This is a genomic window from Leptolinea tardivitalis (assembly GCF_001050275.1).
GTDB lineage: Bacteria > Chloroflexota > Anaerolineae > Anaerolineales > Anaerolineaceae > Leptolinea > Leptolinea tardivitalis.
On sequence record NZ_BBYA01000011.1, the window covers coordinates 137,677 to 162,922 of the forward strand.

At 48.9% G+C, this 25,246-nt stretch carries 25 protein-coding genes; 15 read left to right on the forward strand and 10 right to left on the reverse strand.

All coding sequences use genetic code 11. The features are described 5' to 3' along the window. Positions 1-20 precede the first annotated feature (20 nt). The 8 genes from LTAR_RS13475 to LTAR_RS13510 all read right to left on the reverse strand — a co-directional run bounded on the left by LTAR_RS13475 (position 21) and on the right by LTAR_RS13510 (position 9,453). A complete protein-coding gene (locus LTAR_RS13475; protein ID WP_062422789.1) occupies positions 21-2,381 on the reverse strand; it encodes a xanthine dehydrogenase family protein molybdopterin-binding subunit in 2,361 nt (786 codons plus the stop codon). Then, the gene (locus tag LTAR_RS13480) at positions 2,374-2,856 is read right to left on the reverse strand and encodes a (2Fe-2S)-binding protein (RefSeq protein ID WP_062422790.1); all 483 of its coding nucleotides are present in this window, start codon (positions 2,854-2,856) and stop codon (positions 2,374-2,376) included. The genes LTAR_RS13475 and LTAR_RS13480 overlap by 8 nt, the downstream gene beginning before the upstream one ends. After that, positions 2,853-3,734 carry an FAD binding domain-containing protein gene (locus tag LTAR_RS13485; RefSeq protein WP_062422791.1) on the reverse strand — a complete coding sequence of 294 codons (882 nt, stop codon included), beginning with the start codon at positions 3,732-3,734 and terminating at the stop codon, positions 2,853-2,855. The genes LTAR_RS13480 and LTAR_RS13485 overlap by 4 nt, the downstream gene beginning before the upstream one ends. A gap of 26 nt (positions 3,735-3,760) precedes the next feature. Continuing rightward, entirely contained in the window at positions 3,761-5,323 is a 1,563-nt protein-coding gene (locus LTAR_RS13490; RefSeq protein ID WP_062422792.1) for an ABC transporter ATP-binding protein, read from the reverse strand. Between the two features lie 89 nt (positions 5,324-5,412). Further along, complete coding sequence (locus tag LTAR_RS13495; protein ID WP_201775999.1) at positions 5,413-6,516, reverse strand: BMP family lipoprotein; 1,104 nt, start codon at positions 6,514-6,516, stop codon at positions 5,413-5,415. Positions 6,517-6,546: 30 nt separating this feature from the next. Then, positions 6,547-7,479 carry an ABC transporter permease gene (locus tag LTAR_RS13500; RefSeq protein WP_062422794.1) on the reverse strand — a complete coding sequence of 311 codons (933 nt, stop codon included), beginning with the start codon at positions 7,477-7,479 and terminating at the stop codon, positions 6,547-6,549. Further along, positions 7,476-8,609 carry an ABC transporter permease gene (locus LTAR_RS13505; protein WP_139044564.1) on the reverse strand — a complete coding sequence of 378 codons (1,134 nt, stop codon included), beginning with the start codon at positions 8,607-8,609 and terminating at the stop codon, positions 7,476-7,478. The genes LTAR_RS13500 and LTAR_RS13505 overlap by 4 nt, the downstream gene beginning before the upstream one ends. Positions 8,610-8,697: 88 nt before the next feature. After that, the gene (locus LTAR_RS13510) at positions 8,698-9,453 is read right to left on the reverse strand and encodes a GntR family transcriptional regulator (RefSeq protein ID WP_062422795.1); all 756 of its coding nucleotides are present in this window, start codon (positions 9,451-9,453) and stop codon (positions 8,698-8,700) included. A gap of 334 nt (positions 9,454-9,787) precedes the next feature. Between LTAR_RS13510 and adhE the strand changes: the two genes are divergently transcribed. Continuing rightward, entirely contained in the window at positions 9,788-12,436 is a 2,649-nt protein-coding gene (adhE, locus tag LTAR_RS13520) for a bifunctional acetaldehyde-CoA/alcohol dehydrogenase (RefSeq protein ID WP_081419990.1), read from the forward strand. A gap of 70 nt (positions 12,437-12,506) precedes the next feature. Here the strand turns inward: adhE and LTAR_RS13525 are convergent, their stop codons facing one another. Together LTAR_RS13525 and LTAR_RS13530 are read right to left on the reverse strand one after the other, a co-directional pair. Next, on the reverse strand, positions 12,507-13,250 hold the full coding sequence (locus tag LTAR_RS13525; protein WP_062422797.1) for a hypothetical protein: 744 nt from the start codon (positions 13,248-13,250) through the stop codon (positions 12,507-12,509). A 35-nt stretch (positions 13,251-13,285) separates the two neighbouring features. After that, positions 13,286-14,380 (reverse strand): WD40 repeat domain-containing protein, encoded by a 1,095-nt coding sequence (locus tag LTAR_RS13530; protein ID WP_062422798.1) that lies wholly within the window; start codon positions 14,378-14,380, stop codon positions 13,286-13,288. Positions 14,381-14,450: 70 nt separating this feature from the next. Here LTAR_RS13530 and LTAR_RS13535 point away from each other — a divergent pair, with 70 nt between their 5' ends. The 14 genes from LTAR_RS13535 to fliR all read left to right on the forward strand — a co-directional run bounded on the left by LTAR_RS13535 (position 14,451) and on the right by fliR (position 25,246). Further along, on the forward strand, positions 14,451-15,239 hold the full coding sequence (locus tag LTAR_RS13535) for a response regulator transcription factor (RefSeq protein ID WP_062422799.1): 789 nt from the start codon (positions 14,451-14,453) through the stop codon (positions 15,237-15,239). Positions 15,240-15,278: 39 nt separating this feature from the next. Further along, the gene (locus LTAR_RS13540; protein WP_062422800.1) at positions 15,279-17,354 is read left to right on the forward strand and encodes a GAF domain-containing sensor histidine kinase; all 2,076 of its coding nucleotides are present in this window, start codon (positions 15,279-15,281) and stop codon (positions 17,352-17,354) included. A gap of 109 nt (positions 17,355-17,463) precedes the next feature. Continuing rightward, a complete protein-coding gene (locus LTAR_RS13545) occupies positions 17,464-17,673 on the forward strand; it encodes a flagellar FlbD family protein (protein ID WP_062422801.1) in 210 nt (69 codons plus the stop codon). A 1-nt stretch (position 17,674) separates the two neighbouring features. Then, a complete protein-coding gene (locus LTAR_RS13550) occupies positions 17,675-18,487 on the forward strand; it encodes a motility protein A (RefSeq protein ID WP_062422802.1) in 813 nt (270 codons plus the stop codon). Between the two features lie 8 nt (positions 18,488-18,495). Further along, positions 18,496-19,311: an OmpA/MotB family protein gene (locus LTAR_RS13555; RefSeq protein WP_062422803.1), complete on the forward strand. Its 816-nt coding sequence runs from the start codon at positions 18,496-18,498 to the stop codon at positions 19,309-19,311. Continuing rightward, positions 19,301-20,020, forward strand: a complete 720-nt coding sequence (locus tag LTAR_RS13560) for a flagellar basal body-associated FliL family protein (protein ID WP_062422804.1) — start codon at positions 19,301-19,303, stop codon at positions 20,018-20,020. The genes LTAR_RS13555 and LTAR_RS13560 overlap by 11 nt, the downstream gene beginning before the upstream one ends. Before the next feature lie 13 nt (positions 20,021-20,033). Then, entirely contained in the window at positions 20,034-21,071 is a 1,038-nt protein-coding gene (locus LTAR_RS13565) for a flagellar motor switch protein FliM (protein ID WP_062422805.1), read from the forward strand. A gap of 11 nt (positions 21,072-21,082) precedes the next feature. Next, a complete protein-coding gene (fliN, locus tag LTAR_RS13570; RefSeq protein WP_062422806.1) occupies positions 21,083-21,496 on the forward strand; it encodes a flagellar motor switch protein FliN in 414 nt (137 codons plus the stop codon). Between the two features lie 4 nt (positions 21,497-21,500). Further along, positions 21,501-22,013, forward strand: a complete 513-nt coding sequence (locus tag LTAR_RS13575) for a FliO/MopB family protein (protein WP_062422807.1) — start codon at positions 21,501-21,503, stop codon at positions 22,011-22,013. Continuing rightward, entirely contained in the window at positions 21,997-22,812 is an 816-nt protein-coding gene (gene fliP, locus LTAR_RS13580; protein WP_081419991.1) for a flagellar type III secretion system pore protein FliP, read from the forward strand. Before LTAR_RS13575 ends, fliP begins: the two co-directional genes overlap by 17 nt. A 5-nt stretch (positions 22,813-22,817) precedes the next feature. Further along, a complete protein-coding gene (fliQ, locus tag LTAR_RS13585) occupies positions 22,818-23,087 on the forward strand; it encodes a flagellar biosynthesis protein FliQ (protein WP_062422808.1) in 270 nt (89 codons plus the stop codon). A 16-nt stretch (positions 23,088-23,103) separates the two neighbouring features. Beyond that, positions 23,104-23,979: an HDOD domain-containing protein gene (locus LTAR_RS13590; protein WP_062422809.1), complete on the forward strand. Its 876-nt coding sequence runs from the start codon at positions 23,104-23,106 to the stop codon at positions 23,977-23,979. 8 nt (positions 23,980-23,987) lie between these two features. After that, a complete protein-coding gene (locus tag LTAR_RS13595) occupies positions 23,988-24,371 on the forward strand; it encodes a response regulator (protein WP_062422810.1) in 384 nt (127 codons plus the stop codon). Positions 24,372-24,484: 113 nt separating this feature from the next. Then, positions 24,485-25,246, forward strand: a complete 762-nt coding sequence (fliR, locus tag LTAR_RS13600; protein ID WP_062422811.1) for a flagellar biosynthetic protein FliR — start codon at positions 24,485-24,487, stop codon at positions 25,244-25,246.

A 25,246-nucleotide genomic window follows, 5' to 3' on the forward strand; every position in this document is an offset into this window, starting at 1 on the left:
TCCCTGTGAATGGCGTAATTCTACACCTGATGCAGACCAAGTTTGCAGGCAGTGTTGGATCCTTCTTTTCGCAGGTCTTTCCCAATTAAAACCCGTTCAAGGTTAGCCGGAAGATTTTGAATTCGCCGACCGGTGGCATGGAAGATGGCATTGATGATAGCCGGTGCTGCCGGTACCAGACTGGGTTCGGCAATGTTCTTTGCCCCATACGGGCCGTCAGAAAATGGCTTTTCAACAAATGCTCCCACAATCTCCGGAACATCCATAGCGGTGGGGATGATGTATTCATCAAAATTCGTCGCCTGGATAAAACCTTTATCAAAATCCACCCGTTCCATGAGAGCGTATCCCAATCCCTGGGTGATGCCGCCGTAAAGTTGACCGAGAATCCCCTGGGGAAAAATAACTGTTCCGGTATTGTGAACTCCCCAGTATCCGGTGACTTCTACTTTTCCGGTTCCGGTGTCTACCAGAACTTCAGCGACCTGGGCGCCAAAATGATAGGCAAAGTATGGTTTTCCAGTTCCGCTTTCAAATGACCAGTGATTTTCGGGAGCATTCCAGCGTCCCTCTGTAGAAAGCGTCAGTCCCATCTGGCGGGCATGATCAACCACCTTATCAAAACTGGCTGGTTCTTCATTGGGGCCGATGTAATTCTCCCCGTCCCGCAAAATATCGACAATCTGACAATGAAATAAATCAGCCGCTGCATTTAATAAAATAGCATCAAGACGCATGGCGGTGACCTGAGTGGCATTTCCGCCCAAAACCGTGGCGCGTGAAGCAACGGTCGGCCCGCTGTCTATGGCGGTATCGGTATCTGGCCGGAGCATGTGAATACGGGATGGATTAATTCCCAGGGTTTCCGCCGCTATGAGGGTGAAGACGGTTCGTGATCCACTCCCGTAATCAGTGAGACCCGATGTCAACGTGAGTGTATTATCATCATTAATGCGGAGAGTTCCAACGGCTGAATCTTTGCCTTCTGCACCCAATGACATCCCATGAAAAACGGCAGCGACTCCAATGCCTTTACGCAACTCTCCGGGATGGATTCGTGCCGGGTCACCCTGCTCGAATTCTTTTCGTTTGCGATCCCAGTCAGATAGTTTGCGGACCTGCTGCAGACATTCGGCCAGGGCAACATCATCCCCCAACTTCTGCCCGTGGGATGTGGTATCACCCGGACGCAGACAGTTCTTAAGGCGTAAGTCAATAGGATCCATGTTCAAGCGATAGGCAATTTCATCCACCGCCAATTCGCTGGCAAAACACACTTCCGTGTTTCCAAAGCCTCTGAAGGCTCCAGCAAACCCGTTGTTTGTGTAAACAACATCTGTGTCCACAGAGCAGGCCTGGTACCGGTATGGTCCCATGGCATGTATGGTAGACCGCCAGGCAGTAAAGGGAGTGATGGCCGCATAGGCGCCGCTGTCTACAATCCCATGAAATTGACAGGCCATTAAAGTGCCGTCTTTTTTCGCCCCGATCTTATAGTGCATGATCATGGCATCGCGTTTATACGAAGAGATCATCGACTCTTCACGAGAAAAAACCATTTTTACCGGCCGGCCTGAAATCAGAGCCAGTTTGGCTGTCTGGGCAATGGTCTGATACATGGTATCGTCTTTGCCGCCGAATGCTCCGCCGACATACGGCTGAATGACCCGGACATCTTCCGAACCCAGGCCTACCGTCTGAATGATATTATTTTTCGCCAGAAACGGACTCTGACAGCAGGCATAGACTGTAACACCACTGGATTTTGGCCAGGGAACCGCCAGACTGGCTTCTGTTTCGATATAGGCATGTTCCTGGTGCATGGTGGTGTACTCTTTATCCAACACCAGATCGCACTCTTTCCAAACAGCATCCGGATCGTTTTGCCGGACAATGTAATCAATCAACAAGTTCCCATGGGGATATCCTTCTGCATCCCTGGGTTTCTCACCAACCAGCGGGGCATCCGGTGAAAGAGCCTGGCGCGGGTCAAACAGACCGGGAAGCGGTTCTAATTCCACTTTTATCGCCTTGAGAGCGGCTTGCAGGCTTTCTTCATTCTCGGCGGCTACGGCTGCAATCGGATCTCCCACATAACGAACCCGCTGATAAGCCAGCATATACATATCCACAATCGGAAAACCGAACCGACCGTGATCGATGAAATCATCACATGTGATGACCGCATGAACCCCTGGAATTTGCCTGGCTTCTGATGTGTCGATGGAGATTATCCGGGCATGGGGAACCTTACTGCGCAGGCAGCGCGAGATAAGCATACCTGGCAGGTAGTAATCTGCCGTATATCGGGCGGTTCCCATCACTTTTTCGAGCGCATCCACCCGGTTGGTTGGTTTGCCAATAAATTGTCGGTCAGTCACGGCGGCCTTTCTCCTGTCGTTTCAAGGCGGTTGCCTGAATGGCATCTACAATCTGCTGATAACCGGTACAGCGGCACAGGTTGCCAGCAATGGCTTCCCGAATTTCTGCCCGGGTTGGATTGATATTACTGTTCAGTAGAGCCTCACCGGCCAGCACCATACCAGGAATACAAAATCCGCATTGAACAGCTCCATATTCAATAAACGCCTGTTGTAGATCATTGGGACCGCCGTCTTCAGCATGGATTCCTTCAATGGTTACCACACGGCGTCCATTAGCCTGAGCGGCCAAAATCAGACACGAATTGACCAGTTTGCCATCGAGCAACACAGAACAGGCTCCGCATTCTCCCACATTGCAGCCTTCCTTGGTTCCGGTCAATTTAAGATGATCACGAAGGAAATGCAACAAAGAAATATCAGCCGGCGCTTCTGTATGGATTGGCTCTTCGTTGACAATCAGATCAAAAATCATACTACCTCTCCTGATGGCTCGCGAACCTGGAATACACGAGACAGGGCACGCGATGTCATTGCGGCCAGGGCGGGAACTTTATATTCTGATGACCAGCGGTATCCCGATAGTCTGATCATCTCTTCTGTCGCAAGTTTTCCGGCTGCCAGCATTAATGCTGGTGTGGGGACCTGTCCCAGCAGGCTGGTTTCCACATCTTTGAATCGGCAGATTTGCGGCGCGGCCGACCCGGTGACAAAGCGGGCATCGGCAATCCGGCCGTTTTCATCCAACCGCCCCAGGGCTGCCACAGTCAACCGGCTGATGGCCATGGCATTGCGGCGGCCCAGTTTAAGAAATACACCGCGTGTACCGGATGGAGGTATGGTATACCGCAGGGACACCAGCAGCCCACCGGCCGGTATGCGTGTTTTATTCGGACTGATGACCAGCTCACTAACCGTCCAATTGAACTCTTCTGAAGGGGTTAGAACACGGGCCATAGCATCGAGGCAGACCAGCGCTGGAAGTGAATCGGCGCAGGCCGCTGCATTGGCTACATTTCCACCGATGGTTCCCATATTGCGGATCTGGGTAGCCCCCACCGTCTTGCAGGCTTCAACCAGTATGGGACCTGTCTCCCTAATAATTGGATTGGAAATAATTTCTGAAAAGGAAGCTGATGCACCGATAATCACATCGTTTCCTGTCTTTTCAATCGTGTGCATCTCAGGTATCAAGGAGATGTCTACCACCCGGTCGCAGAGGTCCGGGTTTCTTCGTAGAAGTAAAACAAGATCGGTGCTCCCGGCAAGGGGACGATTCTTATAACCAGGCTGGTTCAGAAAGGTTAGGGCTTCTGAAATGGTGGCTGCCCTGACATATCCAAATCGTTCCATTCGGACTCCGTCAAAGTTAAATTTGATCAGGCTGAATGATGTACAGCCTCTTCCATGGAAATACCGGCCATCATCAAACCAATCTGTTCAACGGTGGCTTCATTCCGATCAACGATACCGATGATATTTCCTTCGTAGATGATAGCAATCCGGTCAGATAACGTGCGGATTTCATCGAGATCTTCTGAAATCAAAAGAATGGCTGTTCCGGCGTCACGCTGCATCAACAGCCGTTCATGGATATATTCCGTGGCTCCGATGTCCACTCCGCGGGTCGGCTGGGCGGCAATCAATACCTTGGGATGCCGGGCAAGTTCGCGTGCCATGATAAGTTTCTGGATATTCCCGCCGGAAAGATTCTTCACCGGAGTATCCAGACTCGGCGTTTTTACGGTAAATTCCCTGATCATTTTGGAAGCAAACGCTTCCATGCGTGGAAAATCCAGGAATATCCCCCGGGTGAATTGCGGCGAAGCGTGGTCTTGCAGGAATAGATTTTCCTGAACAGAAAATTCACGAATGGCGCCATCTCGCATGCGTTCTTCGGGAATGTATGAAAGACCAGATTCGACCCGATTTTTCAACGGAAGCGACGTGATATCCATTTGATCAAGTTCAATCCGGCCGGCAGTCACTTTGCGCAGCCCGGAGAGGCACTCCGCCAGTTCACGCTGGCCGTTGCCGGATACTCCAGCCAGGCCGACGATTTCACCGCCGTGAATATCCAGGTTGATGCCGCGGAGCATTTCTGTTCCGCGATCACCCATGGTGTGCAGGTTTTCGATTTTCAGCCGCACCGGTCCTGACCGGATAGGCTGCGGAGCAATCTGTTTCATTTCGCGTCCCACCATCATTTTGACCAGATCGTTGCGAGTCATTTCTTTTGCCGGACGTGTGCCGATCACCTGGCCATCGCGTAAAACCGTCACCCGGTCGCTGATCTCCATCACTTCGTGCAGTTTATGGGAAATAAAGACCAGCGCGTGACCTTCTTTGACCATGTGCTTAAGCGTGGCGAAAAGATCGGTTACTTCTTGAGGAGTAAGAACGGCAGTCGGTTCGTCTAGAATGATCAGGCTGGCTCCACGGTAAAGCGCTTTGATGATCTCCACACGCTGCTGTTCGCCTACCGAGAGCTGCCAGACAAAAGCCGCCGGATCTACTTTTAACCCATAAGAACGGGAAAGTTCCAGAATTTTCTGCGATACAGTATCAAGATCTAATATCGGCTCATGTTTTGATGTCAAACCCAGGATTACGTTCTCCGCCACTGTCAATGTGGGGACCAGCATGAAATGCTGGTGGATCATGCCAATGCCCGCCCTGATGGCATCGGCTGGTGAGTGAAACACCACGGGGTTTCCGTCAATAATAATTTCACCTTCGTCGGGTTTGTACAGGCCGTAGAGCTGGCGCATCAGGGTACTTTTCCCGGCGCCATTTTCCCCCAGCAGAGCATGGACTTCTCCGGCTCTGACATCAAAATCCACTTTTGAATTTGCCAGAACTCCGGGAAATCGTTTGACGATCTGGCGCATTTCAACATGTTCCAACCTGTGCTTACTTTGCGCTTTCGTTTCAACTGGCATATCTACCTCGAAGATGAATTTATGATTGATAAAAACCTGCTCCCTCCCCCGAGACCAATGGGGGAGGGAGACATAACGATCAAGAAACCTTACGGTTCTACCTTGATTGAGCCGTCTTTGATGCCGTCGATAGCCTTCTGGGCGGCAGCTTTAACATCATCGGGCAGTTTGTAATCAGGGTTGAAGGCAATCTTCAAACCATCATTCTTCAACTGGAGAACGTATTTATCTCCGCCAAGTTTGCCTTCTGCACGTTTGGCGATGATCTCTTTCAACATACCAGTCCAATCATAGACCTGGCTGGCAACCACAAGTTCAGGAGCCAGAGAAGCCTGATCAGCCTGGGTGCCAAACCAGAGGACACCACCTTTTTCCTTGGCTGCACCAATGGAACCGACTACCGATTGTGATGAACCGGTCAAAGCATCAGCGCCGGCAGCAATATGAGTTTTTGCCGCTTCAGTCATCAAGGCGACATCCGAGAAGGAACCGGTCCAGGTTTTGGAGATTTCGATTTTAGGATCAACAGAGGCAACACCCTGGCTGAAACCATCAATATAGGTCTTGGCATCGCCAACTTCGATGGGGCCGGTCACGCCGATTTTCTTGCTCTTGGTCAGCATGGCAGCCATGACACCGTTGATATAACCACCTTCCTCAGCGGCGGCCGTGTAGGCGTATACGTTCTTGAGGCCGAAGGTGTTGACATCGGTTCCCCAGGCAAATGTGGTATCCGGGAAGTCAGGAGCAATTTCCTGAACCGATGCACCGTATTGTGAACCGTGGGCGATCACGATATCAAATCCCTGTGACGCATAATCGCGGATGGCAGCAGCGGCATCGGGCACATTGAACATATTCTCGGTGTATTTCAATTCCATAGCCTTTTCGCCGCCCATTTCGGTCTGGATGGCTTTCAAAGCGGAATACATAGACTGGCTGAAGGCTAGATCGGTAGTGGCACTCGGCATAATCACAGCGATTTTGATTGTTTTGGCTTCGGCGGCCGGTTTTTCAGCCGGAGCGGCGGCAGCGGGTTCTGTCGGTTTGGCTGGTTCTGGTGCTTTGGTTGGTTCGGCTGCGGCAGGCTTTTCAGCCGGGGCAGCAGGAGCCGGGGCAGGTGCGGGTGCACAGGCGGCGGCCAGCATGCAGATTAATAATCCGACGAAAAACATACGTTTGATACTCATCATTTCCTCCTTAAGTGAATTGCCTGAGTAGGGTTAACTCTCGCCTCTTTCAAAAGGCTTGTTCAATGCGGCGGGCTGACGGGCCCGATTTACCGTCACAGCCAGTGCCGCGATTGTCAAAAGGTAGGGCAGCATGACTGCCACATCAGAGGGGATATTAACGCCCAGAACCTGCATCCAGAGCTGGAAGGCGTTAACGGTGCTGAAGAGTAAAGCCCCTCCCATAATCCCCAATGGTTTCCATCCACCGAAGTAGACCAGAGCAACGGCAATGAATCCCATTCCGGCGGTCAGATTATCCTGGAACAGGTCCAGCAAAGATATAGAAAGGGACGCACCAGCCACACCGGCCAGCATTGCGCCGATGCACACGCTGATGTAGCGGGTGCGATCCACGCTGACACCCAGAGAATCGGCTGCGGCGGGGTTTTGTCCAACGGATTTAATACGCAATCCCCAGCTTGTTTTATCCAGTATCCACCAGGCGACCGGAACAAGGAGAAAAGCACCATAGACCAGAATGCTGTGGTTGAAGAATATTTCTCCTACTATGGGAATATCTCCCAGCAACGGTATTTTGATGGAAGGGAACCCAGTAATGGTTTTAACGGTTCCAACCAGAACATTGAACAACAGACTGGAGAGTCCCAGCCCAAACATGTGCAGACCGATGCCGCTGATTCCCTGTTCCGCTTTCAGAGTCACACTGATCAATGACATCAGCAATCCCATTACCAGGCCGACCAGAATGGCTGTCAACAGTCCGAGCCATAAATTACCGGTATTCAACACAACATAGAAAGCAGAAAAAGCACTGATCAGCATAATACCGTCAACGCCCAGATTGACCACACCCGAAGATTGGGCAAAAGCTTCCCCGATTCCAGCATACAGATACGGTGTCGCCAGACGAATGGCGGAGGTCAAGATCCCAACGATGGCACCTAATGTAAATACCTGGTTCATCCGGCTGCCTCCGATTCTTTGACGGCTTCGATTTTTCGGCGGGCAGCCCACCGTTTGGACCAGATGGAAGAACCGACGACAAATAGAACGACCAGGCCTAGAATGGCTGTGATCAAAGATGAAGGCACCTGGACAGCCCGCTGCATTTTATCGGCACCTACCAGCAGACCGCCAAATAATATGGAAGCCGGTATGGCGCCCAGAGGATGCAAGCCTCCGAACAGGGCAGCCACAATGCCGGTGAATCCGTATCCGCCGGTGATTCCCTCCAGCAGACGGTGCTGCACACCCAACACTTCCACTACACCGGCCAGACCGGCAAAACCGCCTGCCAGAGTGAGGGAAAGCGCCTGATAAAAGGGGACATTGATACCGGCATACCGTGAAGCATCTGGATTAAGACCGACAGCCCGGATCCGGTAACCGATGGTAGTGCGCCAGAGAAAGATATAAACAACAACGGCCAGAATGACTGCCACAATCGCCCCGGCATTCAACAGGGTTTGCGGCACTAATCTTGGAAGCCAGGCATTGGCCGGCAGGCGTTCAGATTGCGCCAGGTACGTCCCCGCGGCCACTCCGGCCGGGTCAATCAAAGGTCCCCGGATGAGCAGGTTCATCAGTTGCGCCGCGATTGAATTCATCATCACAGTGCTGAGGATTTCGTTCACTTTCAACCTGGCTTTTAACAGGCCGGGAATGAACCCCCATATGCTGCCAGCCAGAAATCCCATGATCAGCGTAGTGGAGATCAAAAGCCAGCCCGGCCAGCTCCGAAATTGCAGCGGCCACCAGGCAGCCATCAGAGCGCCTGCAATGATTTGACCCTCACCGCCAATGTTGATCACACTGGCGCGAAAGGCGATGCAAATACCCAGACCAACCAGCAACAGGGGAGTGGCTTTTACCAGTGCCTGTGCTAACCCTGTCCAGCTTCCAAATGCGCCGCCCATTAAAACAGCATACGCATCAAATGGATTGACGTTAAGAAAAACCAGCAATATCGCGCCAATTGTCAGGGCAATTAACATACCAGCCAATGGAATGGCAATATTGACTACCACCGTGCGCCAGTCAATGGAAGAGCTTCTGGCTGCCCTGCCTTTTGGAGCAGCGTCATTAGAAGGCAATGGTCACCTCCAGGATATTGGGTACGAACTCAGATACACGGGATAATGCAAGGAAAACCAATTCACATTATTCCGCCAATTCATACGCCTAATTTCCTATCCGGCGTACGACATGAAAGTCAAAATATCCGGGAACAAAATGACTGATTGAATAATCTACCACCTGGTTCCCCTGAGAGAATAAGCGGGCTTCCAGGCGCATCAAGGGAGTATGAGGCGGAATACCCAGCAATACCGCCAGTGTTGGATCGGCTGTCACAGCTGCCAGTTTAGTCAGGGAATAGGCCAGAGGCGGTTTGCCGAGTTTCAGGAGTAGATCAAGTACAGAGCCATGGAAGGATGTTTTCAAATCTTCCATGCAGAGATACTCTACCGGCAGAACATCTTTCAAATACGCTACAGGTTTATCATCAACAAGGATTGCCCGGCTTGCCGAGAGGATCTGGATGGGCGTATCCACGCCCAGTTCATCCATTTCAGACCAGGTGGATGGACGTTCTTCGATGTTGGCTTCCCCCATGCTTGTCTTTAACCCGATACGGCTGGCTATTCGTTCAATGCTCTCCAGTACTTCCAATCCGCTTTCCAGACGTTTCCCGTAGGTTGGTGAAATGAAAGTTCCTACCCCATGTTTGCATATGATGACACCTTCCAATTCCAGACTGTGAAGGGCTTCGCGCAGGGTGGGGCGTGAGATGCCAAGCTGGCGGGCGAAATCGCCCTCGGGAGGAAGTTGCTGCCCGGGTTGGTATTCACCGTTTTCGATGAGCTCTCGAATATATTGGGATGTTTGATTGGGGAGAGAGACCTTAACGGCCTTGAGCGGCCTCATGCTGGTAGTCATGCTACCTCCGATGTAAAACATCTGAAGCCAGACTTCTGACAACTATGATAGAAGATTTAACAAATTAATTATATATGTCATTTGTCATTGTGAAAAACGAATAAGGTACCTCTTTGGGTACTTTTCTGTATTTTCATAAATATCCCAATATAGACACAATATATCCAATATCAATAGATATGTCGAGGCAATATCACCCTTTTTTATGATGGATGGGATCGTCTTTTCCGGTAATATGTGATAAATTTCACAAATGAAATAAATTGCAATATGTGAAATAAAAAACGAGGTTCCTGTCCAAAACAGTTGTCTAGTTTTCCAAAGGAGGATCATCATGACAGCGGGAAAAAGTTCCAGTAAATCAGCAGGCCATAGCGAAATTATTGAAAATCATAGCGGTGCTACTACGATCGAAGAATTGGATGCTTTGATCTTGAAGGTACAGGAGGCCCAGCGGATTTTCAGTACGTTCTCACAGGAAAAGGTTGATGCCATTTTCCGGGCGGCATCCATAGCCGCCAATGAAGAACGCATCCAGCTGGCAAAGGAAGCTGTGGAAGAAACCGGAATGGGGATTGTGGAAGACAAAGTCATCAAGAACCATTTTGCAGCGGAATATATCTATAACAAATACCGGAACACCCAGACCTGCGGGGTGATCGAATATGACCCTACTTTTGGGATCCAGAAGGTAGCAGAACCGGTTGGAGTGATCTGCGGCATCATTCCAACAACCAATCCAACCTCCACTACCATCTTCAAGGCATTAATTGCCCTGAAAACACGCAATGCCATCATCTTTTCTCCTCACCCGCGAGCCAAACTGTGCACCGCACATGCCGCCCGGATCGTCCTCGAGGCGGCTGTGCGGGCGGGTGCCCCGGAGGGGATCATCGGATGGATTGAAACACCGAAATTAGAGCTGACCAGTCACCTGATGTCTCACAAGGGGATTAACCTGATTCTGGCTACGGGTGGTCCCGGCATGGTTAAAGCGGCTTATTCCTCCGGTGTACCAGCCATTGGCGTGGGTGCCGGTAATACCCCGGCTCTGATTGACGAGACAGCGGATGTTCGTATGGCTGTCAATTCCATTGTGATGAGCAAGACGTTTGACAACGGTGTGGTATGCGCGTCTGAACAGACCGTGATTGTTCACAAAGATGTTTATGCTGAAGTGGTAGATGAATTCAAGCGCCGGGATGCTTATATCCTGTCTCCCGAAGAAAAGGAAAAGCTCTGCCAGATTCTGTTGGAACCCAAGAGCTGCTCGGTAAATCCGCAGATTGTCGGCCAGCCGGCAGTCAAAATTGCCGCGATGGCCGGATTGGATGTTCCAGCAGAAACCAAGATGTTGATTGGTGAGATGACCGAAATTCGAGAGGATGAGCCATTTGCCCATGAAAAACTATCACCATTGCTTGGTTTGATCCAATGCAAGGATTTCGATGAAGGTATACGAATGGCTCAACATCTGGTGGAATTGGGCGGCATCGGTCACACGTCGGTACTTTACACCGACAAGTTGAACCATGACCGCTTGAACAAATTCGCCAGCCAGGTTAAGACCGGGCGGGTGCTTTCCAACATGCCCTCTTCCCAGGGTGCCATCGGTGATATCTACAACTTCCGGCTTGAACCGTCACTCACTCTGGGGTGTGGAAGCTGGGGAGGCAACTCTGTCAGTGAAAACGTAGGCGTCAAACATCTGATGAACATTAAAACAATTGCAGAAAGACGGGATAACATGCTTTGGTTCCGGGTACCTCCGAAAATCTACCTCAAGATGGGCTGTCTGCCGGTTGCTTTGCAGGAACTGGCCGGCAAGAAACGGGCTTTCATCGTGACCGATTCGGCGTTGTTCAACCTCGGATTTGCCGAAAAAGTCACCTCTGTGCTGGAGCCGCTCGGAATTGAGTGCGAAGTCTTTCATCAGGTTAAACCAGATCCAACCCTGCAAACCATCCGCCAGGGCGTGAATCTGATCAATGCGTTCAAACCTGATGTCATTATTGCCCTGGGTGGCGGTTCTCCTATGGATGCCGCCAAGATCATCTGGCTCCTGTATGAAAATCCGGATGTGGAATTTGAAGGACTGGCTCTGCGGTTTATGGATATTCGGAAACGTATTTATTCCTTCCCGAAAATCGGCCAGAAAGCCCTGTTTGTGGCCATCCCCACCACCTCAGGTACTGGCTCTGAAGTGACACCTTTTGCGGTGATCACAGATGACCGAACCGGCATGAAATACCCGATTGCCGATTATGCCCTTACACCCGATATGGCGATTGTGGATGCCGAATTAACCATGGGGATGCCAAAAGGGTTGGCTGCTTCCTCAGGTATTGATGCCGTTACTCATGCTCTGGAAGCCATAGTGTCTGTGGCAGCCACCGATTATTCCACCGGACTTGCGCTGGAATCATTGCGGGTGATGTTCAAATATCTGCTGCGGGCCTATGAAAATGGTGACAAAGATCTGCGTGCCCGCGAGAAAGTGTTAAATGCTTCCACCATGGCCGGCATGGCGTTCGCCAACGCTTTTCTGGGATTGAACCATTCCATGGCCCACAAATTGGGTGCTGCCTTTCATATTCCACACGGTATTGCCAATGCATTACTGATCTCGCATGTGATTCGTTTCAATGCCACGGATAACCCCACCAAACAGGCAGCTTTTCCGCAATATCGGTATCCTGGTGCAGTACCCCGGTATGTGCGCATCAGCGAATACCTCGGATTGAGAGGTAATACCGATGAAGAAAAGATCGAGCATTTGATAGCTGCACTAGAGGATATGAAAGCCCGGCTGGATATTCCAAAGACTATCAAGGAATATGGTGTTCCTGAAAAGGAATTCCTGGCTCAATTGGATCAATTATCTGAGCAGGCATTTGATGACCAATGCACGGGTACGAATCCAAGGTACCCATTGATCAGTGAGATTCGCGAACTGTATCTGAAAGCGTATTACGGAAGTTAATCCTCACCTCTTCCAAAACAAGAAGGGTAGCTCATCATGGGCTGCCCTTCTCTCGTTAATTCTTTTGTACTTATTTTTTCCAACGGTTTACCCATGCCTCATCCAATCGAATGAGACGGTTCTTTTTTAAGTTTTCCTGCATTACCCATCTGACGTCTTTATCCGTTGATAAGAGCCATTTCTCCATCAGATCCCTGCCATAACGAAGATCGGCTGCTGCGGCCACACTCCACCCGTAAGCCAGTCCTTTCTTTAGAGCGATGAATCCTTCATCTTTTCTGTTGGAATACCCTGAGAAAGACCGGGTGATCTGATCCAATAATTGAAGGGCAAACCGTTTGACAGCCGGTTCCTGGAGTAATACCGGTTCGCAAATGGCAGCCACGGCACACCGTTGTTCGTACGGATTTCCTCCAGCCAGACGAGGAAGGATTTCTACTAATCTTTGAATATCATGTTTCCCTATAAGTTGCAGAGCCGTGGCGGCAGCTTCACGAGTCCGCCAACGGGGATCGCTGGCCGCATATACTATTCTTTCCAGAGCCTGTGAATCGCCTTCATTAAATAATCGGCCTTGACCGAGAACGCCGCAAAATGACAGGTATTCAAGGGCGGTATTCACAGGTGCATCTTCGGCATTCAAATAGGTCCAATCGGTCAACAGATCAGCAGAGACCTCCGCAGCGGCGGCATACGCCAATTCCAGATTTCCACGGGGACCGGGGAGATTGGAATTTTCAAGCAGGAAGAAATGAATTTCTGCCGGATTGGATATATTTTTCAATGTATTGCGGTAATCATCTATTTTGCTCATCGAGTTATCCATTCCCTTAAAAAGATTGATGAGTATTACTTTACTTTAAATACCGCGACTTCAGTTTCACTGGATGCCGCCAGGAGAGTACCGTCAACAGAAAATGCGACGCTCGTAAACCGTTGATCCGTCGGAGCCAGTTCAGCTACCTGTTTTCCTGTGGATGCATCCCAGAGAAATAATCCGCTGCCTGCTGAAGCTAAAAGCGTTCCATCCGGAGAAAAAGCCAGTCCCATGGCAGGTGAATCTTTTAGAGGAATGATTGATCTCTTTTCACCAGTGGCGGCATCATATAAAAAAATCAACGGCTGGAACTCACCATTTAATGTACCGCCGGTCGAAGTAGCCAGGATTGTTTCATCAGATGAGAAAGTATGAGACATGATGAAATCTTCGTGACCAATATGTGCGGCAAAAGTACAGTCAGGCAGATGGTTGAGCTGGATGGTCGCCCGGGCTGTCCAGACCAGCCATTTGCCTGAAGGAGACGGAAAGGCGGCGTAGACTGGAGCAGCAGTTTCAAACCCACCGCATTCCCCCGATTTCTTCCCTGTTTTGACATCATATGAGACAGCCTTGAACTCTTCCATGGAAGACAGCCAGATGGTCTGTCCCCCCGGTGCAAAGGTGGCAGAACCAAATCCGCCCGAAGGATGGAAAGTCTGTAGTGTTTTTCCATCCCAATCCATAATTTTCAACGACATCCTGTCTTCCGTTAATGCCATGTATTGACTGATGGGATCAAAATCAAGAAGGCTGGTATTATCCGGCACTTTGTATTGCTTAATAATGGAAAGATCATGCCCGTTCAATAAAGTGAGACTGTTCAATGTGACGGCCGCCAGTGTTTGGGAACCAGCCAGCCAGACCAGGCGATTGGCGTTTTCAATGGCTGATTTTGCCTGGATCTGAAAATTTGATGCTGCAGATTTGGGAACCTTGATATTGGCAGGAGTGGGAGTGGATATTGGAATCGGAGATGGTGAAATCGCTATGGTGGAAGCGGGTGTACTTGCGGATACATCAGTGGGAGTGATGGTATCGGGTGGATTGGCAGTTATCTGACCTGATGGCACAGAACATGCTGCAGAAAACATGATAATCAGACAGGCAATCCATTTATTCTTCATAATTCAGCTTCTCCTGGTATGAAAAATGCACCAAACCATTATATAATCTTATTGTTCCGCGGAGGTAAGTATGAGCACCGTCAACATCCTGGTTGTTGAGGATGATGAGATTGTAGCGCGAACTGTAGAACGCAGTCTGCGCGGCCATGAATTCCGCGTGACCATTGCCAACAGCGGCGTGGAAGGATTAAAAGTAGCCCGCCGGCAGGCAACAGACCTGATCATTCTCGATGTGATCATGCCGGGGATGGATGGTTATGCCGTATGCCGTGAAGTTCGGGCAGATCCGCTACTGGCCAACATCCCGATCCTTTTCCTCACAGCCAAAGCCAAAGATGAAGACCGCATCGCCGGATTCCTGGCCGGTGCAGATGATTATCTGACGAAACCATTCAATATTGATGAATTGATTCTTCGGATTCGGGCCATTATGCGCCGGTCAAAATCACATCCCCGGTTGGAAGGGGATCCGACCATAGAAACCAGCTCTCGTGTTGTTCCAGTTTCTCAAGACGATATGGAAACCAGAGAAGCAGGCGGAAAACATCAAATTGCTATTCGTGATTATGTATTGAATGTGAAAAGCTATGAATTGAAAACACATTCGCGCGGCAAAGTTCGATTGACGCCTGTTCAATTTGATCTGCTTTATCATCTTATGAGTCATCCCGGCGAGATATTTTCACCAAGTCGTCTACTGGATGAAGTCTGGGATTACCCGTCAGATGCCGGCAGTCCAGATCTCGTTCGAGTACATATTAAAAACCTCAGAGAGAGAATTGAACCGGACCCGCATGATCCGCAATTCATCCAGACGGTTGCCGGTTATGGATATACCATCCGTGCTGACGAAGAATAATATTCTCTGTAGACAAAGAAGAAACACCGAGTCATTTTTATGACAACTGTACAGAGACCGGAAAAAGACCGATCATGGGAAGAGTCTGTTGAAGCTCTCGCCGGATTACTGGCAGGCCAGGAGCAATTAAAGCCGGCTTTGCATTCCGGGCTTTCTTTTGTTCTGGATAAACTGCAATTAACCAGTGGATTGATTCTGGCTCCTGAATGGAACAAGGGTGATCCGCTCATTACTGTAGGGGTTGGTAACACCAAGCACTGGGAAAACCAGATGCACTCCACCGAGAGTTTCTTAAACACCCTGTTGAAAAAAGCATCCGAAACTCCGGGTGGTGAAATTGTTTCCGATTCGGCCGGAAAACTCATCATTTTTCCCTTAATATCGGCCGATGGCAGCCAGGGTTTGATGCTGATCAACCTGCGTAGTTTTATCAAAGAGGAAAAAGATTTCCTTGAAGCGGCCAGCTTTTTACTCGGCCAACGGATTTCTACGTATTACAACCAGCTTGGTATGGTGCAATACCGTAAAGGAATGGACCTGATCAGCCAGATATTTGCCGGGTTGAACAGCATGACAGCTGGCGAAGAATTGGAAACCCGTCTCGTACGTAATTTACGCGATATTTTTGATTGTCAGGCGGCATCCATTGCCCTGATCAGTGAGAATTCAGATTCCCTGCTGATCAAGAAATCACTGGCCGATGGAGATGACTGGATCTATCAGGTCAGCATTAAACCCGGCAAAGGACTGCTGGGCGCCTGCATGCAGGAACATAAACCGTTCATTATCAATCAACCGGTGCTTGATACCCGGTTTGATCCCGAGATTGACTCGATTCCCGGAATTGATGCCACCTCATTAGCATTGGTTCCTCTCACATCGTCAGATCAAGTTAGTGGAGTGGTGGAATTGATCAATCACCGTGAAGGTGGATTTACGCGTGGTGACCTGGATTTGTTGGAAAAGCTGGGCGAATCGATTGCTCATCTGCTCCGGAATATCCAGATGACCGAACAATTAAAGGTCATGAATGCCCATCTGGAAGCCAGCCGCTGGGAACTGGTCCGTTCCAGAAATACACTCAGAAGCCTCTTTGATAACCTGCCTGATTCACTGTATATTATTGATCGAAAATACCGTCTGGTAGCTGTAAACATGGCACGGGCTAACCGCGTGAATGCAGAACCCCGTCAGATCATCAATCATTTATGTTACGAAGCCTTATATAAACGCTCAGAGCCCTGCACAAATTGCCTGGTGGCTGAGACTTTTTACAACCATATCATTACCAACCGCACCGAACGTGTATGGGATGGCAGCGATCATCCGCTTGAATGGGATATCACAGCCTATCCCATCCTGGAAGAAGAAGACGAAGTTCCCCAGGTGATTATTTTCGAGCGCGACGTCACGGAAAAGAACATGATGGGTGCCATCTTGATTCAGTCAGAGAAGATGGCGGCTGTAGGGCAACTGGCTGCGGGCATCGCTCATGAAATTAATAATCCCCTGACGGTTGTATTGGCCAATGCCCAGCTTCTGGAACGTTCCCTCCCCAAAGATAGTGATGATGCCGAAGCTGTGGACCTGATTTCCCGTGCAGGCACTCGGGCATTGCAGGTTGTGCGTAATTTGTTAAATTTCGCCCGCAAAGAGCAGTCTGAGGTCAAGCCGACGGATATCAACCAGTCCATTCAATCTGCTCTTGATATGCTGCGGCATGAATTTTTGGAACGATCCATTGAATTCACCTTTGAGCCGGGAAATAACCTCTCAATGATTATGGCATCTCCAGAGAATCTTTCTGGTGTATGGGTGAATATCTTGATCAACGCCATGGATGCCATGGTGGGCATTCAGGGAAAAATTCGTATAGTGACCCAGCAGAACGGAAATGAAATTCGTGTCATCATCAACGACAACGGGCATGGTATTGAGCCCGAAAAACTTAAACGAATTTTTGAACCTTTTTACACCACCAAGGAAGTCGGTAAGGGTACCGGGTTGGGACTTTCGATCTGCCACAGGGTAATAAAGCAGCACGGTGGCAATATTCTCGTTGACAGTCAGGTTGGTGTAGGAACTACATTCACCATAATTCTTCCGGCGTATTGATTTTACGTTTCGTTTATCCTGCTTTTACAGGGGTTTTATCAAAACGTGATGGGAAGGATGGTACAAAAGAACCAGGCGAAAACTTGGTTCAATTTTGGATTTAATGAGAATGATTGCACTTACTCGACTTAACGGAACGAAATATTACCTGAATGCCGATTTGATCGTGACGGTGGAAGGAACCCCGGACACTGTAATTTCGTTAACTAACGGGACGAAATTTGTCGTGAAAGATCGGCCAGAAGAAGTGGTTCATCTGATCATCGAATACCAAAAATTGGTCCATAACACGGCAAAAGAATTGGTACGAGGAGAATAATATGGATCTTGCTACAGTAATGGGGATCGGCCTCAGCCTGGTTATTGTTATCATCGTCATGATTCTGGATGGCGGATCTCCCGTTGAACTTCTGGCACATCCATCGGCAATTTTGCTTACCCTGGTTGGTTCCATGGTGGCCACAATTGGTACCATGCCATTTGAAGGTGTATTAAGAATCCCGAAATTCATTCAGAAAGCATTTTTCACCAAAAAAGTAGACCTGCCAGCCATTATTAATACGCTGGCGATTATGGCCGATAAAGCCAGACGCGAAGGCCTTTTGGCATTGGAAGAAGAAAGTAAAAAAATCCCTGATCCATTTCTTCGGCAGGGAATTATGCTGGTTGTAGATGGAACTGATCCAGCTCAGGTTCGTGCGATTCTGGAACTTGAGATCAAAAACATGGAAGAACGCCATGAACTGGGGATCAATTTCTTCAATACAGCCGGTGGTTTCAGCCCGACCTTCGGTATTATCGGTACGGTTATGGGCCTTATTTCAGTGTTGAAACAATTGGATGATCCGGGCAAACTGGCCAAATCCATTGCGGCTGCTTTTCTGGCTACCCTGTGGGGCTTGCTTTCCGCCAACCTGATCTGGATTCCCATTGGCGGTAAGCTGGCGTTACGCAGCCGTGAAGAAGTGGCTTATAGAAAAATGTTATTAGAAGGGGTTCTTGCCCTGCAGGCTGGTGAAAACCCCCGCATTATCAAAGAGAAATTGAGTGCCTTTATTCCGCCTTCAGAACGAAGCGGCGTTGAGGCTAAAGGCGGCGCCGGCGCCCAGGCCGGAGCACGGCAGGGAGCTTAAGGAGACGTATGAGCAGTCATGGCGGTGGAAACGACCGTTGGTTGGTCAGTTACTCTGACTTCATCACCCTCCTGATGGTGTTGTTTGTGGTTTTATATTCAATGGGTCAAATCGATGTTCAAAAATATAAAGCGCTGGCACAAAACCTCAAAGCAGCCTTTACAGTAGGCGGTGCCCCTCCTAAAGTGGTTGATCCAAATATTGACCAATCCGGCGGTTTGAACAATAACATGTCAGCCCAGCCAATTGTGGTAGAAGGGCTGCCAGTTATTTCATCGGTTGGTAATGAAGTGGCAGGAAAACTGACTGATCTGTTGAAGGAAAATGGATTGAGCAGTGAAGTCAGCGTGCAAAACAATGTTGAAGGTGTGTTGATTTCATTAAGTCAGGAGATCACATTTATCGAAGGCAGGGCAGAGCTGCAACCAACAGCTTACCCGGTGCTTGATACAATCGCCGCCATGGTTCAGGAAATACCCAATGATGTTCGTGTAATCGGACATACGGATAATACTGTACCACTTGACCCGCGCTACGCGGATAATTGGGCGCTTTCCCTTGCTCGCGCAAATGAGATTGTACGGTATCTTCAGGTAAAGGGAATTTCTCCCGATCGCATGATTCCTTCTGGACGTGGTGAATACCAACCCCTCTTTCCTAACGATACTCCTGAACACCGCAATCTGAACAGCCGGGCTGAGATTGTGGTTGTTTACCCGATCAGTACAGATGTAGCCCAATTGGACATCAGGAATTTACCCGGAGATACAACAAACCAACAGGTTCCTGAGCCCACCAAGGAGGTAACCACAAATGAGCACTGATGCTCCTGCCAAACCCAAGGCAAAAACCAATGTTTTTAAGATCATAATCTACTTTGTTGCCGGTGTTATTCTCATGACAACCGCGGTAACCAATTTGCTGGTTGTCTATGTGCTTTTTGCCCCGGATACCTTCCCAAAACCCATCTATCTGGTCTATCAGCTGCCAGTTGGAGTAACGCAGCCGGCGGTTGAAGGTGCGGCTCCGGCTGCAGGAGAGCAGGTGGTAAATGGCGGCAGCGCCAACCCGATAGCCATCATCACCGGAAGGCCTGCTGCTGCAGAGCCTTCTCAACCAGCAAAAGCAAATTCATCTTCCAACAAGAAGAATTCCAACTCATCAGGCGATGTACAGCCTGGTCAGGGAATTATGATCGACACTGGAACCAAGATTGTCAACCTGGCCGAGCCAGGTGGTAAGAAATTTATCCGTGTGACGGCTACTCTTGAATTTGCTCCACCCGAAGATTATGCAAATCTTAAGGAAGAAGAAAAAACAACGGCACTGGCTACTTTCACAACGGAACTCAACTCTAAACTTCCGATTCTCGATGACATCATTGTGACCATACTCTCTTCGAAAGATTTCCAGTCTGTATATACTGCAGAGGGCAAGGAAGCCCTTCGACAGGAAATCATGGATACCGTCAACAACCAGTTGCCAGATTACCGTGTGATCCGTGTCTATTTCAAAGAATTTGTAATGCAATAAAAGAAGGTGCGTTATGTTAACTCAGGCAGAGATTGATGCCCTTCTTAATGGGGCAATAGAAATCGAAGGAACCGAAAATCAGGAGAATGTCAATCTTGCCGATATGATGGGCAAGACCGGGCAACCAAAAGAAACGGCTTCTTCTGAGAAAAATGTTCGCCCGTACAATTTCTGGTCACCTGACCGGTTTTCGAAAGAACAGATCAGAGCTATTGAATTGGTCCATGAAGAATTAGGCGAACGGTTGACCAACAGCCTGCCTTCCTTCATTCGTACCAACTTACGTCCTCGGGTTGTGCATACAGAGCAGGGCAGATTCCATGATTTCATGGCTGACCTGGCCCCGACCACGCTATATCATCTTGTCTCTCTGGCTCCTCTGCCTGGCCAGATCGTTGTGGTATTCAGCGATGATGTAAATTTTGTTATTCTGGAACAACGCCTGGGAGGTGCTTCAGACAGCCGCGGACGCAGTCACTCGCTGACTGAAATTGACCAGAACCTGTTGCAGGATCTGGTTGAGAATATGCTAAATGACGTAAAAGCATCCTGGGGAAAAGTGGTGAGTGTTGAACCTAAACTGATCGACAGTACCGTCAACCAGCATTGGGTTCAGATGATGATGGGCAATGAGCGTGTGTTGATGGTCACATTTGAAATGATGATCAAAGACACAACCGGAACCATGAGTTTTTATATTCCTTATTCTATGTTGAAGCCGGTAATCAACGAACTCAATCCCCATGTGATTATTACAGGCAAGAAAGAACAGGTGGTAGATTACAGTGCACGGCAGACCAACCTGGAAAGCCTGTATCGCACAGTAGTCCCATTGAAAGCCATACTTGGGACTGTACAACTTTCTATAAAAGAAATGTCCAACCTTGCTGTTGGTGATGTATTGGTCCTGGATTCATCCATAAATCAGGACGTAATGATCCAGGTCGCCGGGACAACCCGGTTCAAAGGTCGCATCGGAAAACAGGCCAACCATCTTGCCGTGCAGATCAGTGGGCCTGTGAATATACCGAAAGTCGCCCCGGGAAAATAGGAGAAATTGATATGACGGATGAAATTCTGCAACCTACGGAGTCCACGGATGGACAGAACCAAAGCATGGAAGCATTACAGGAAAGTATTAATGCGATGCTTGGAGGGGATTCTGCTGCCGCCAGTGGTCAACCGGCTGCAGAAGTAGCCGAAGAAAAACCGGCTGGAATCTCCGGAAATTCAGCCATCAATATGTTGATGGACGTCAACCTGCTTTTCACGGTTGAACTGGGAAGAACGCAGATGTCTATCAAACATGTGCTGGAGCTGCAAAAGGGGTCGGTTGTAGAACTTGACCGTATTGCCGGTGAACCTGTTGATATTTTTGTCAACGAGCACCTGATGGCTCGCGGCGAAGTAGTGGTGGTTGATGACAAATTTGGAGTGCGTATCACCGAATTGATCGCACCCGAGACGAAAGAATAATCTCATGCTGGATCAATTGAAACAGGCCTGGGAACGTCTTCGTTCAGTGAAGGGGTTCACAACCTGGCTGTGGATTGTGATTCTGTTTGTTGTTCTATCTGTGGGATTGCTGCTCAGCGAACCTGTGCCGGCTGTTCCCGGTGAAACTCCATCAAGCCCATTCGGAAGTACCGGACTGGCGCTTTCCGTATTCTTTCGTTGGATGGCTGTCATTGGTCTTGTGTATGTAGCCTTCATTTTTTATAGAAAGTGGCAATCGGGAAAAACAGGAACAACCCAGCGCAGAATTACCGTCGTGGAACGCTTTCATCTCTCGCCGAAACAATCACTGCTGCTCATTAAAACAGATGACCGCGAATTCCTTGTAGGGGCAACGGATGCTTCCATCCAGTTGATCGCAGAATTGGAAACTTCAGGGATGGAACCTGCAACACCACAGATTTCATCGAATGAATTTGAATCTCTGCTTTCCAAACGGAAAGGGGATTCTTTGGAAAACCATGATAGACAAGAATAAATTATCTACAATAACAAAAAAAGAACCGGACCGCCGGGTGGCAAATCGGTTTTTCTGGGCAGCCATAGCTCTGATGGTATTAACCGTATTTCTTTCCGGGTGCGCCGGCATTTCAGAATCCACTACAGCTCCCGGTGTTTCTCTAACTCTTAATCCCACCGGCCAACCGAAAGAAATAACCAGTGGTGTTCAACTCCTGGTTCTGTTGACCGTATTGAGCCTGGCGCCCTCCATCCTGATCCTGGCTACCTCATTTACTCGTATTGTGATTGTGCTATCTATGTTGCGAAATGCCATCGGCACTCCGACAGCACCTCCTAACCAGGTCATTATCGGGCTGGCGCTGTTGCTTACATTTTTCAGCATGTCACCCATTATTAATAAAGTTAATAATGATGCGATCAAACCGTATTCTGCCAATCAGATTGATCAGGAGACATTTCTGAAAAAGGCAGTTGATCCTTTCCGAGAATTCATGTTCAAGAACACTCGCGAAAAAGACATAGAACTCTTTCTTGCCATGAGTAATTCTCCACGTCCAAATTCGTTGCAGGATATTGATACGGTTGTTTTGATGCCTGCCTTTGTGATTAGTGAATTAAAGACCGCCTTCACGATGGGATTTGTGATCTATGTGCCATTCCTGATTATTGATATGGTGGTATCCAGTATCCTGCTATCCATGGGTATGATGATGATGCCGCCTTCCCTTGTTTCACTGCCCTTTAAACTGTTATTATTTGTTATGGTAGATGGTTGGTATTTGATTACCCGCTCCTTACTCTTGAGCTTCAAGTAACGACAATGACCGAAGCCTATCTTATTTCCTTTGCACAGAACTCATTAACCGTAGCGATCATGATCGCCGGGCCAGTGCTGATTGTCAGCCTTGTCATTGGCAGTCTGGTTTCATTGATTCAGGCAGCCACTCAAATCAACGAAGCCACAATGACATTTGTCCCAAAAATCATTGCCATCATACTGGTACTCACTCTTTTAGGTGGATGGATGGGGCAGCAAATAATCAGCTATACATCTGGTATATTTAATGATCTCCCAAATTTAGTAAAATAACTGTATCAGGAGATAGATGGTAGCACCGCAGCCCGATGAAGCATTGATTGTTGACCGGCGAGTAAAGAAGATTCTTCACTCGATAGAATTAATGCGTCCTATTCCTATGGTGATCACCCGGATTCTGCGAAGTCTGGATGAACCTGGTTCGAGTGCCGGTTATGTGTCAGAAATTGTTGGATTAGATCAAGCCCTGGCAGCCAATGTGCTTCAGGCAGCCAATTCCGCATTTCTTGGATACGGACCTTCATGTGCAACATTGAAAGAAGCCGTGATGCGGTTGGGATATAAACGCATCCGTACCCTGGTTTTGGCTGTGGCAGCCAGCCGCGGTATGGATGGTTCTCTGGCAGGTTACAACATGGCAGCCGGTGACATGTGGTCCCATTCGGTGGCCACCGCGGTCGCCGCACAATGGTTTGCCCGGGCAATTAATTACACTGAGCCGGAAGAAGCCTATGCAGCCGGTCTGCTTCATGATATCGGGAAAATTGTGTTGAATAAATTCGCCGAAGAAGAATACAAATGGGTTTTCAATTCGAAGAAGAAAACCAGTTCCACCATCTGGGAAACAGAACGGAAAACCTTTGGCATTGACCATGCTTATATCGGCAGCCTGATGGCCCAGAAATGGACTTTCCCGATGATCCTGATCAGCGGGATCCAATACCATCACGATCCTGCCAATGCCGGTGAATATAGAACCCTGGCTGCCATCACGAATCTTGCCAATGCTCTTACACCGGTTGATTCCGAAACACTGACACGACTCGGCCCGAGAAAAGTGGATGATAAGACGTATGAGATACTCCATCTGTCGCCGGAGCAAGTGGCAAATATGAACCAGCAGATGGTGTCATACTACAAAATGAATTTTGGCACCGGGAGATAACCCAACCATTGCCGGTTAATCGTTCCAACAGGGTTTTGATCGCAGAAGAAGACAAATGTGTCGCAGACCTGCTTTCGCTAAGCCTGCGGGAGCTGGGGTGTCAGGTGAAGATCACCTGTCAACAAAATGAAATCCGCGAAGGGGTAATCCGGTGGAAACCGGATATGCTTTTATTGGATCTTATCCTGCCCGGATGCAGCGGCCTTGATTTGCTCCGAGAGTTCCACCAGCTTGGCAACCGTTTAGGCCGGCCGTTCCCGATTCTGGTGGTTTCTGCATTAGGGTTCCGTGAAGTGGTGCAGCAGGCAAAAGCTCTGGGTGCGGTTGACTTTATCCTTAAGCCGATTGATCTGGATAACTTCAGACAAAAAGTTCTTATGTATCTTCCATAAAGAAAATCTTATCGGCATTTTTTACGCGTTCTTTAGACCTGCTTCACATTCAATTTACTGTTCAAAAAAAACGTATCCGGTATCCTAATCACAGAGCGAATCGGATATTTCCAATGATTGTATCTATTGCACAGACACAACTTTTCTTTCTGGCGTTAACACGTGTGTTAGCGATCCTGGTTCAGGTTCCAGTTTTCGGATCAGAAATTGTGCCCAATCAGGTCAAACTCGGATTGGGCGTAATTCTTGCCATGATCGTTATCCCGTGGAATCCATTGCCGGAAAATGCCGCCGCCATACCCTGGCTGGCGTATGCCGGGTTGATCTTGCGCGAGCTGATTATTGGTTTTCTGGCCGGTTTTGCTGCAGCACTCACCTTTGGTGCTTTTCAAATCACAGGAAAATTGATCGATATGTCCAGCGGCTTCGGCGCGGGGCAGGTATTCAACCCGGCCATGAGTGATGCCGGTGGAACGATTGATCAGTTCTTTGTTCTGGTGGTGATGCTTTATTTTCTTGTGACAAATGGGCATCATATCTTTTTGATTGGGTTGCAGGACACATTCAAATTGCTTCCGTTGAACCAGCCGCTTCCCGAGATAAACCCGGAAGCCCTTTTGACTATTTCATCAGGATTGATCATGTCAGGGGTGCAAATGGCACTCCCGGTTGTGGGGGCGCTTTTCCTTACTGACCTGACTCTGGGGTTACTGGCCAAGGTCGCTCCCCAGGTCAATGTGTTTTTCCTTGGTTTGCCGATCAAAGTATGGGTCGGTCTTTTTGCTCTTTCCCTCCTGTTTGGTCTTTTAGTGCCATCCCTTGACCGGGCATTCAAGAACATCGGTCCTCGGATGTTGCAAATTCTGGGTGCATAA

Excerpts from the sequence above, each read along its gene's own strand:
- LTAR_RS13485 (WP_062422791.1), bottom strand. The coding sequence starts at position 3,734 with ATGGAACGATTTGGATATGTCAGGGCAGCCACCATTTCAGAAGCCCTA.
- LTAR_RS13565 (WP_062422805.1), top strand. The coding sequence starts at position 20,034 with ATGTTAACTCAGGCAGAGATTGATGCCCTTCTTAATGGGGCAATAGAA.
- LTAR_RS13530 (WP_062422798.1), bottom strand. The coding sequence starts at position 14,380 with ATGAAGAATAAATGGATTGCCTGTCTGATTATCATGTTTTCTGCAGCA.
- LTAR_RS13480 (WP_062422790.1), bottom strand. The coding sequence starts at position 2,856 with ATGATTTTTGATCTGATTGTCAACGAAGAGCCAATCCATACAGAAGCG.
- adhE (WP_081419990.1), top strand. The coding sequence starts at position 9,788 with ATGACAGCGGGAAAAAGTTCCAGTAAATCAGCAGGCCATAGCGAAATT.
- LTAR_RS13545 (WP_062422801.1), top strand. The coding sequence starts at position 17,464 with ATGATTGCACTTACTCGACTTAACGGAACGAAATATTACCTGAATGCC.
- LTAR_RS13575 (WP_062422807.1), top strand. The coding sequence starts at position 21,501 with ATGCTGGATCAATTGAAACAGGCCTGGGAACGTCTTCGTTCAGTGAAG.
- LTAR_RS13525 (WP_062422797.1), bottom strand. The coding sequence starts at position 13,250 with ATGAGCAAAATAGATGATTACCGCAATACATTGAAAAATATATCCAAT.
- fliP (WP_081419991.1), top strand. The coding sequence starts at position 21,997 with ATGATAGACAAGAATAAATTATCTACAATAACAAAAAAAGAACCGGAC.
- LTAR_RS13550 (WP_062422802.1), top strand. The coding sequence starts at position 17,675 with ATGGATCTTGCTACAGTAATGGGGATCGGCCTCAGCCTGGTTATTGTT.
- LTAR_RS13490 (WP_062422792.1), bottom strand. The coding sequence starts at position 5,323 with ATGCCAGTTGAAACGAAAGCGCAAAGTAAGCACAGGTTGGAACATGTT.
- LTAR_RS13535 (WP_062422799.1), top strand. The coding sequence starts at position 14,451 with ATGAGCACCGTCAACATCCTGGTTGTTGAGGATGATGAGATTGTAGCG.
- LTAR_RS13495 (WP_201775999.1), bottom strand. The coding sequence starts at position 6,516 with ATGATGAGTATCAAACGTATGTTTTTCGTCGGATTATTAATCTGCATG.
- LTAR_RS13510 (WP_062422795.1), bottom strand. The coding sequence starts at position 9,453 with ATGACTACCAGCATGAGGCCGCTCAAGGCCGTTAAGGTCTCTCTCCCC.
- LTAR_RS13560 (WP_062422804.1), top strand. The coding sequence starts at position 19,301 with ATGAGCACTGATGCTCCTGCCAAACCCAAGGCAAAAACCAATGTTTTT.
- fliQ (WP_062422808.1), top strand. The coding sequence starts at position 22,818 with ATGACCGAAGCCTATCTTATTTCCTTTGCACAGAACTCATTAACCGTA.
- fliR (WP_062422811.1), top strand. The coding sequence starts at position 24,485 with ATGATTGTATCTATTGCACAGACACAACTTTTCTTTCTGGCGTTAACA.
- LTAR_RS13540 (WP_062422800.1), top strand. The coding sequence starts at position 15,279 with ATGACAACTGTACAGAGACCGGAAAAAGACCGATCATGGGAAGAGTCT.
- fliN (WP_062422806.1), top strand. The coding sequence starts at position 21,083 with ATGACGGATGAAATTCTGCAACCTACGGAGTCCACGGATGGACAGAAC.
- LTAR_RS13590 (WP_062422809.1), top strand. The coding sequence starts at position 23,104 with ATGGTAGCACCGCAGCCCGATGAAGCATTGATTGTTGACCGGCGAGTA.
- LTAR_RS13500 (WP_062422794.1), bottom strand. The coding sequence starts at position 7,479 with ATGAACCAGGTATTTACATTAGGTGCCATCGTTGGGATCTTGACCTCC.
- LTAR_RS13555 (WP_062422803.1), top strand. The coding sequence starts at position 18,496 with ATGAGCAGTCATGGCGGTGGAAACGACCGTTGGTTGGTCAGTTACTCT.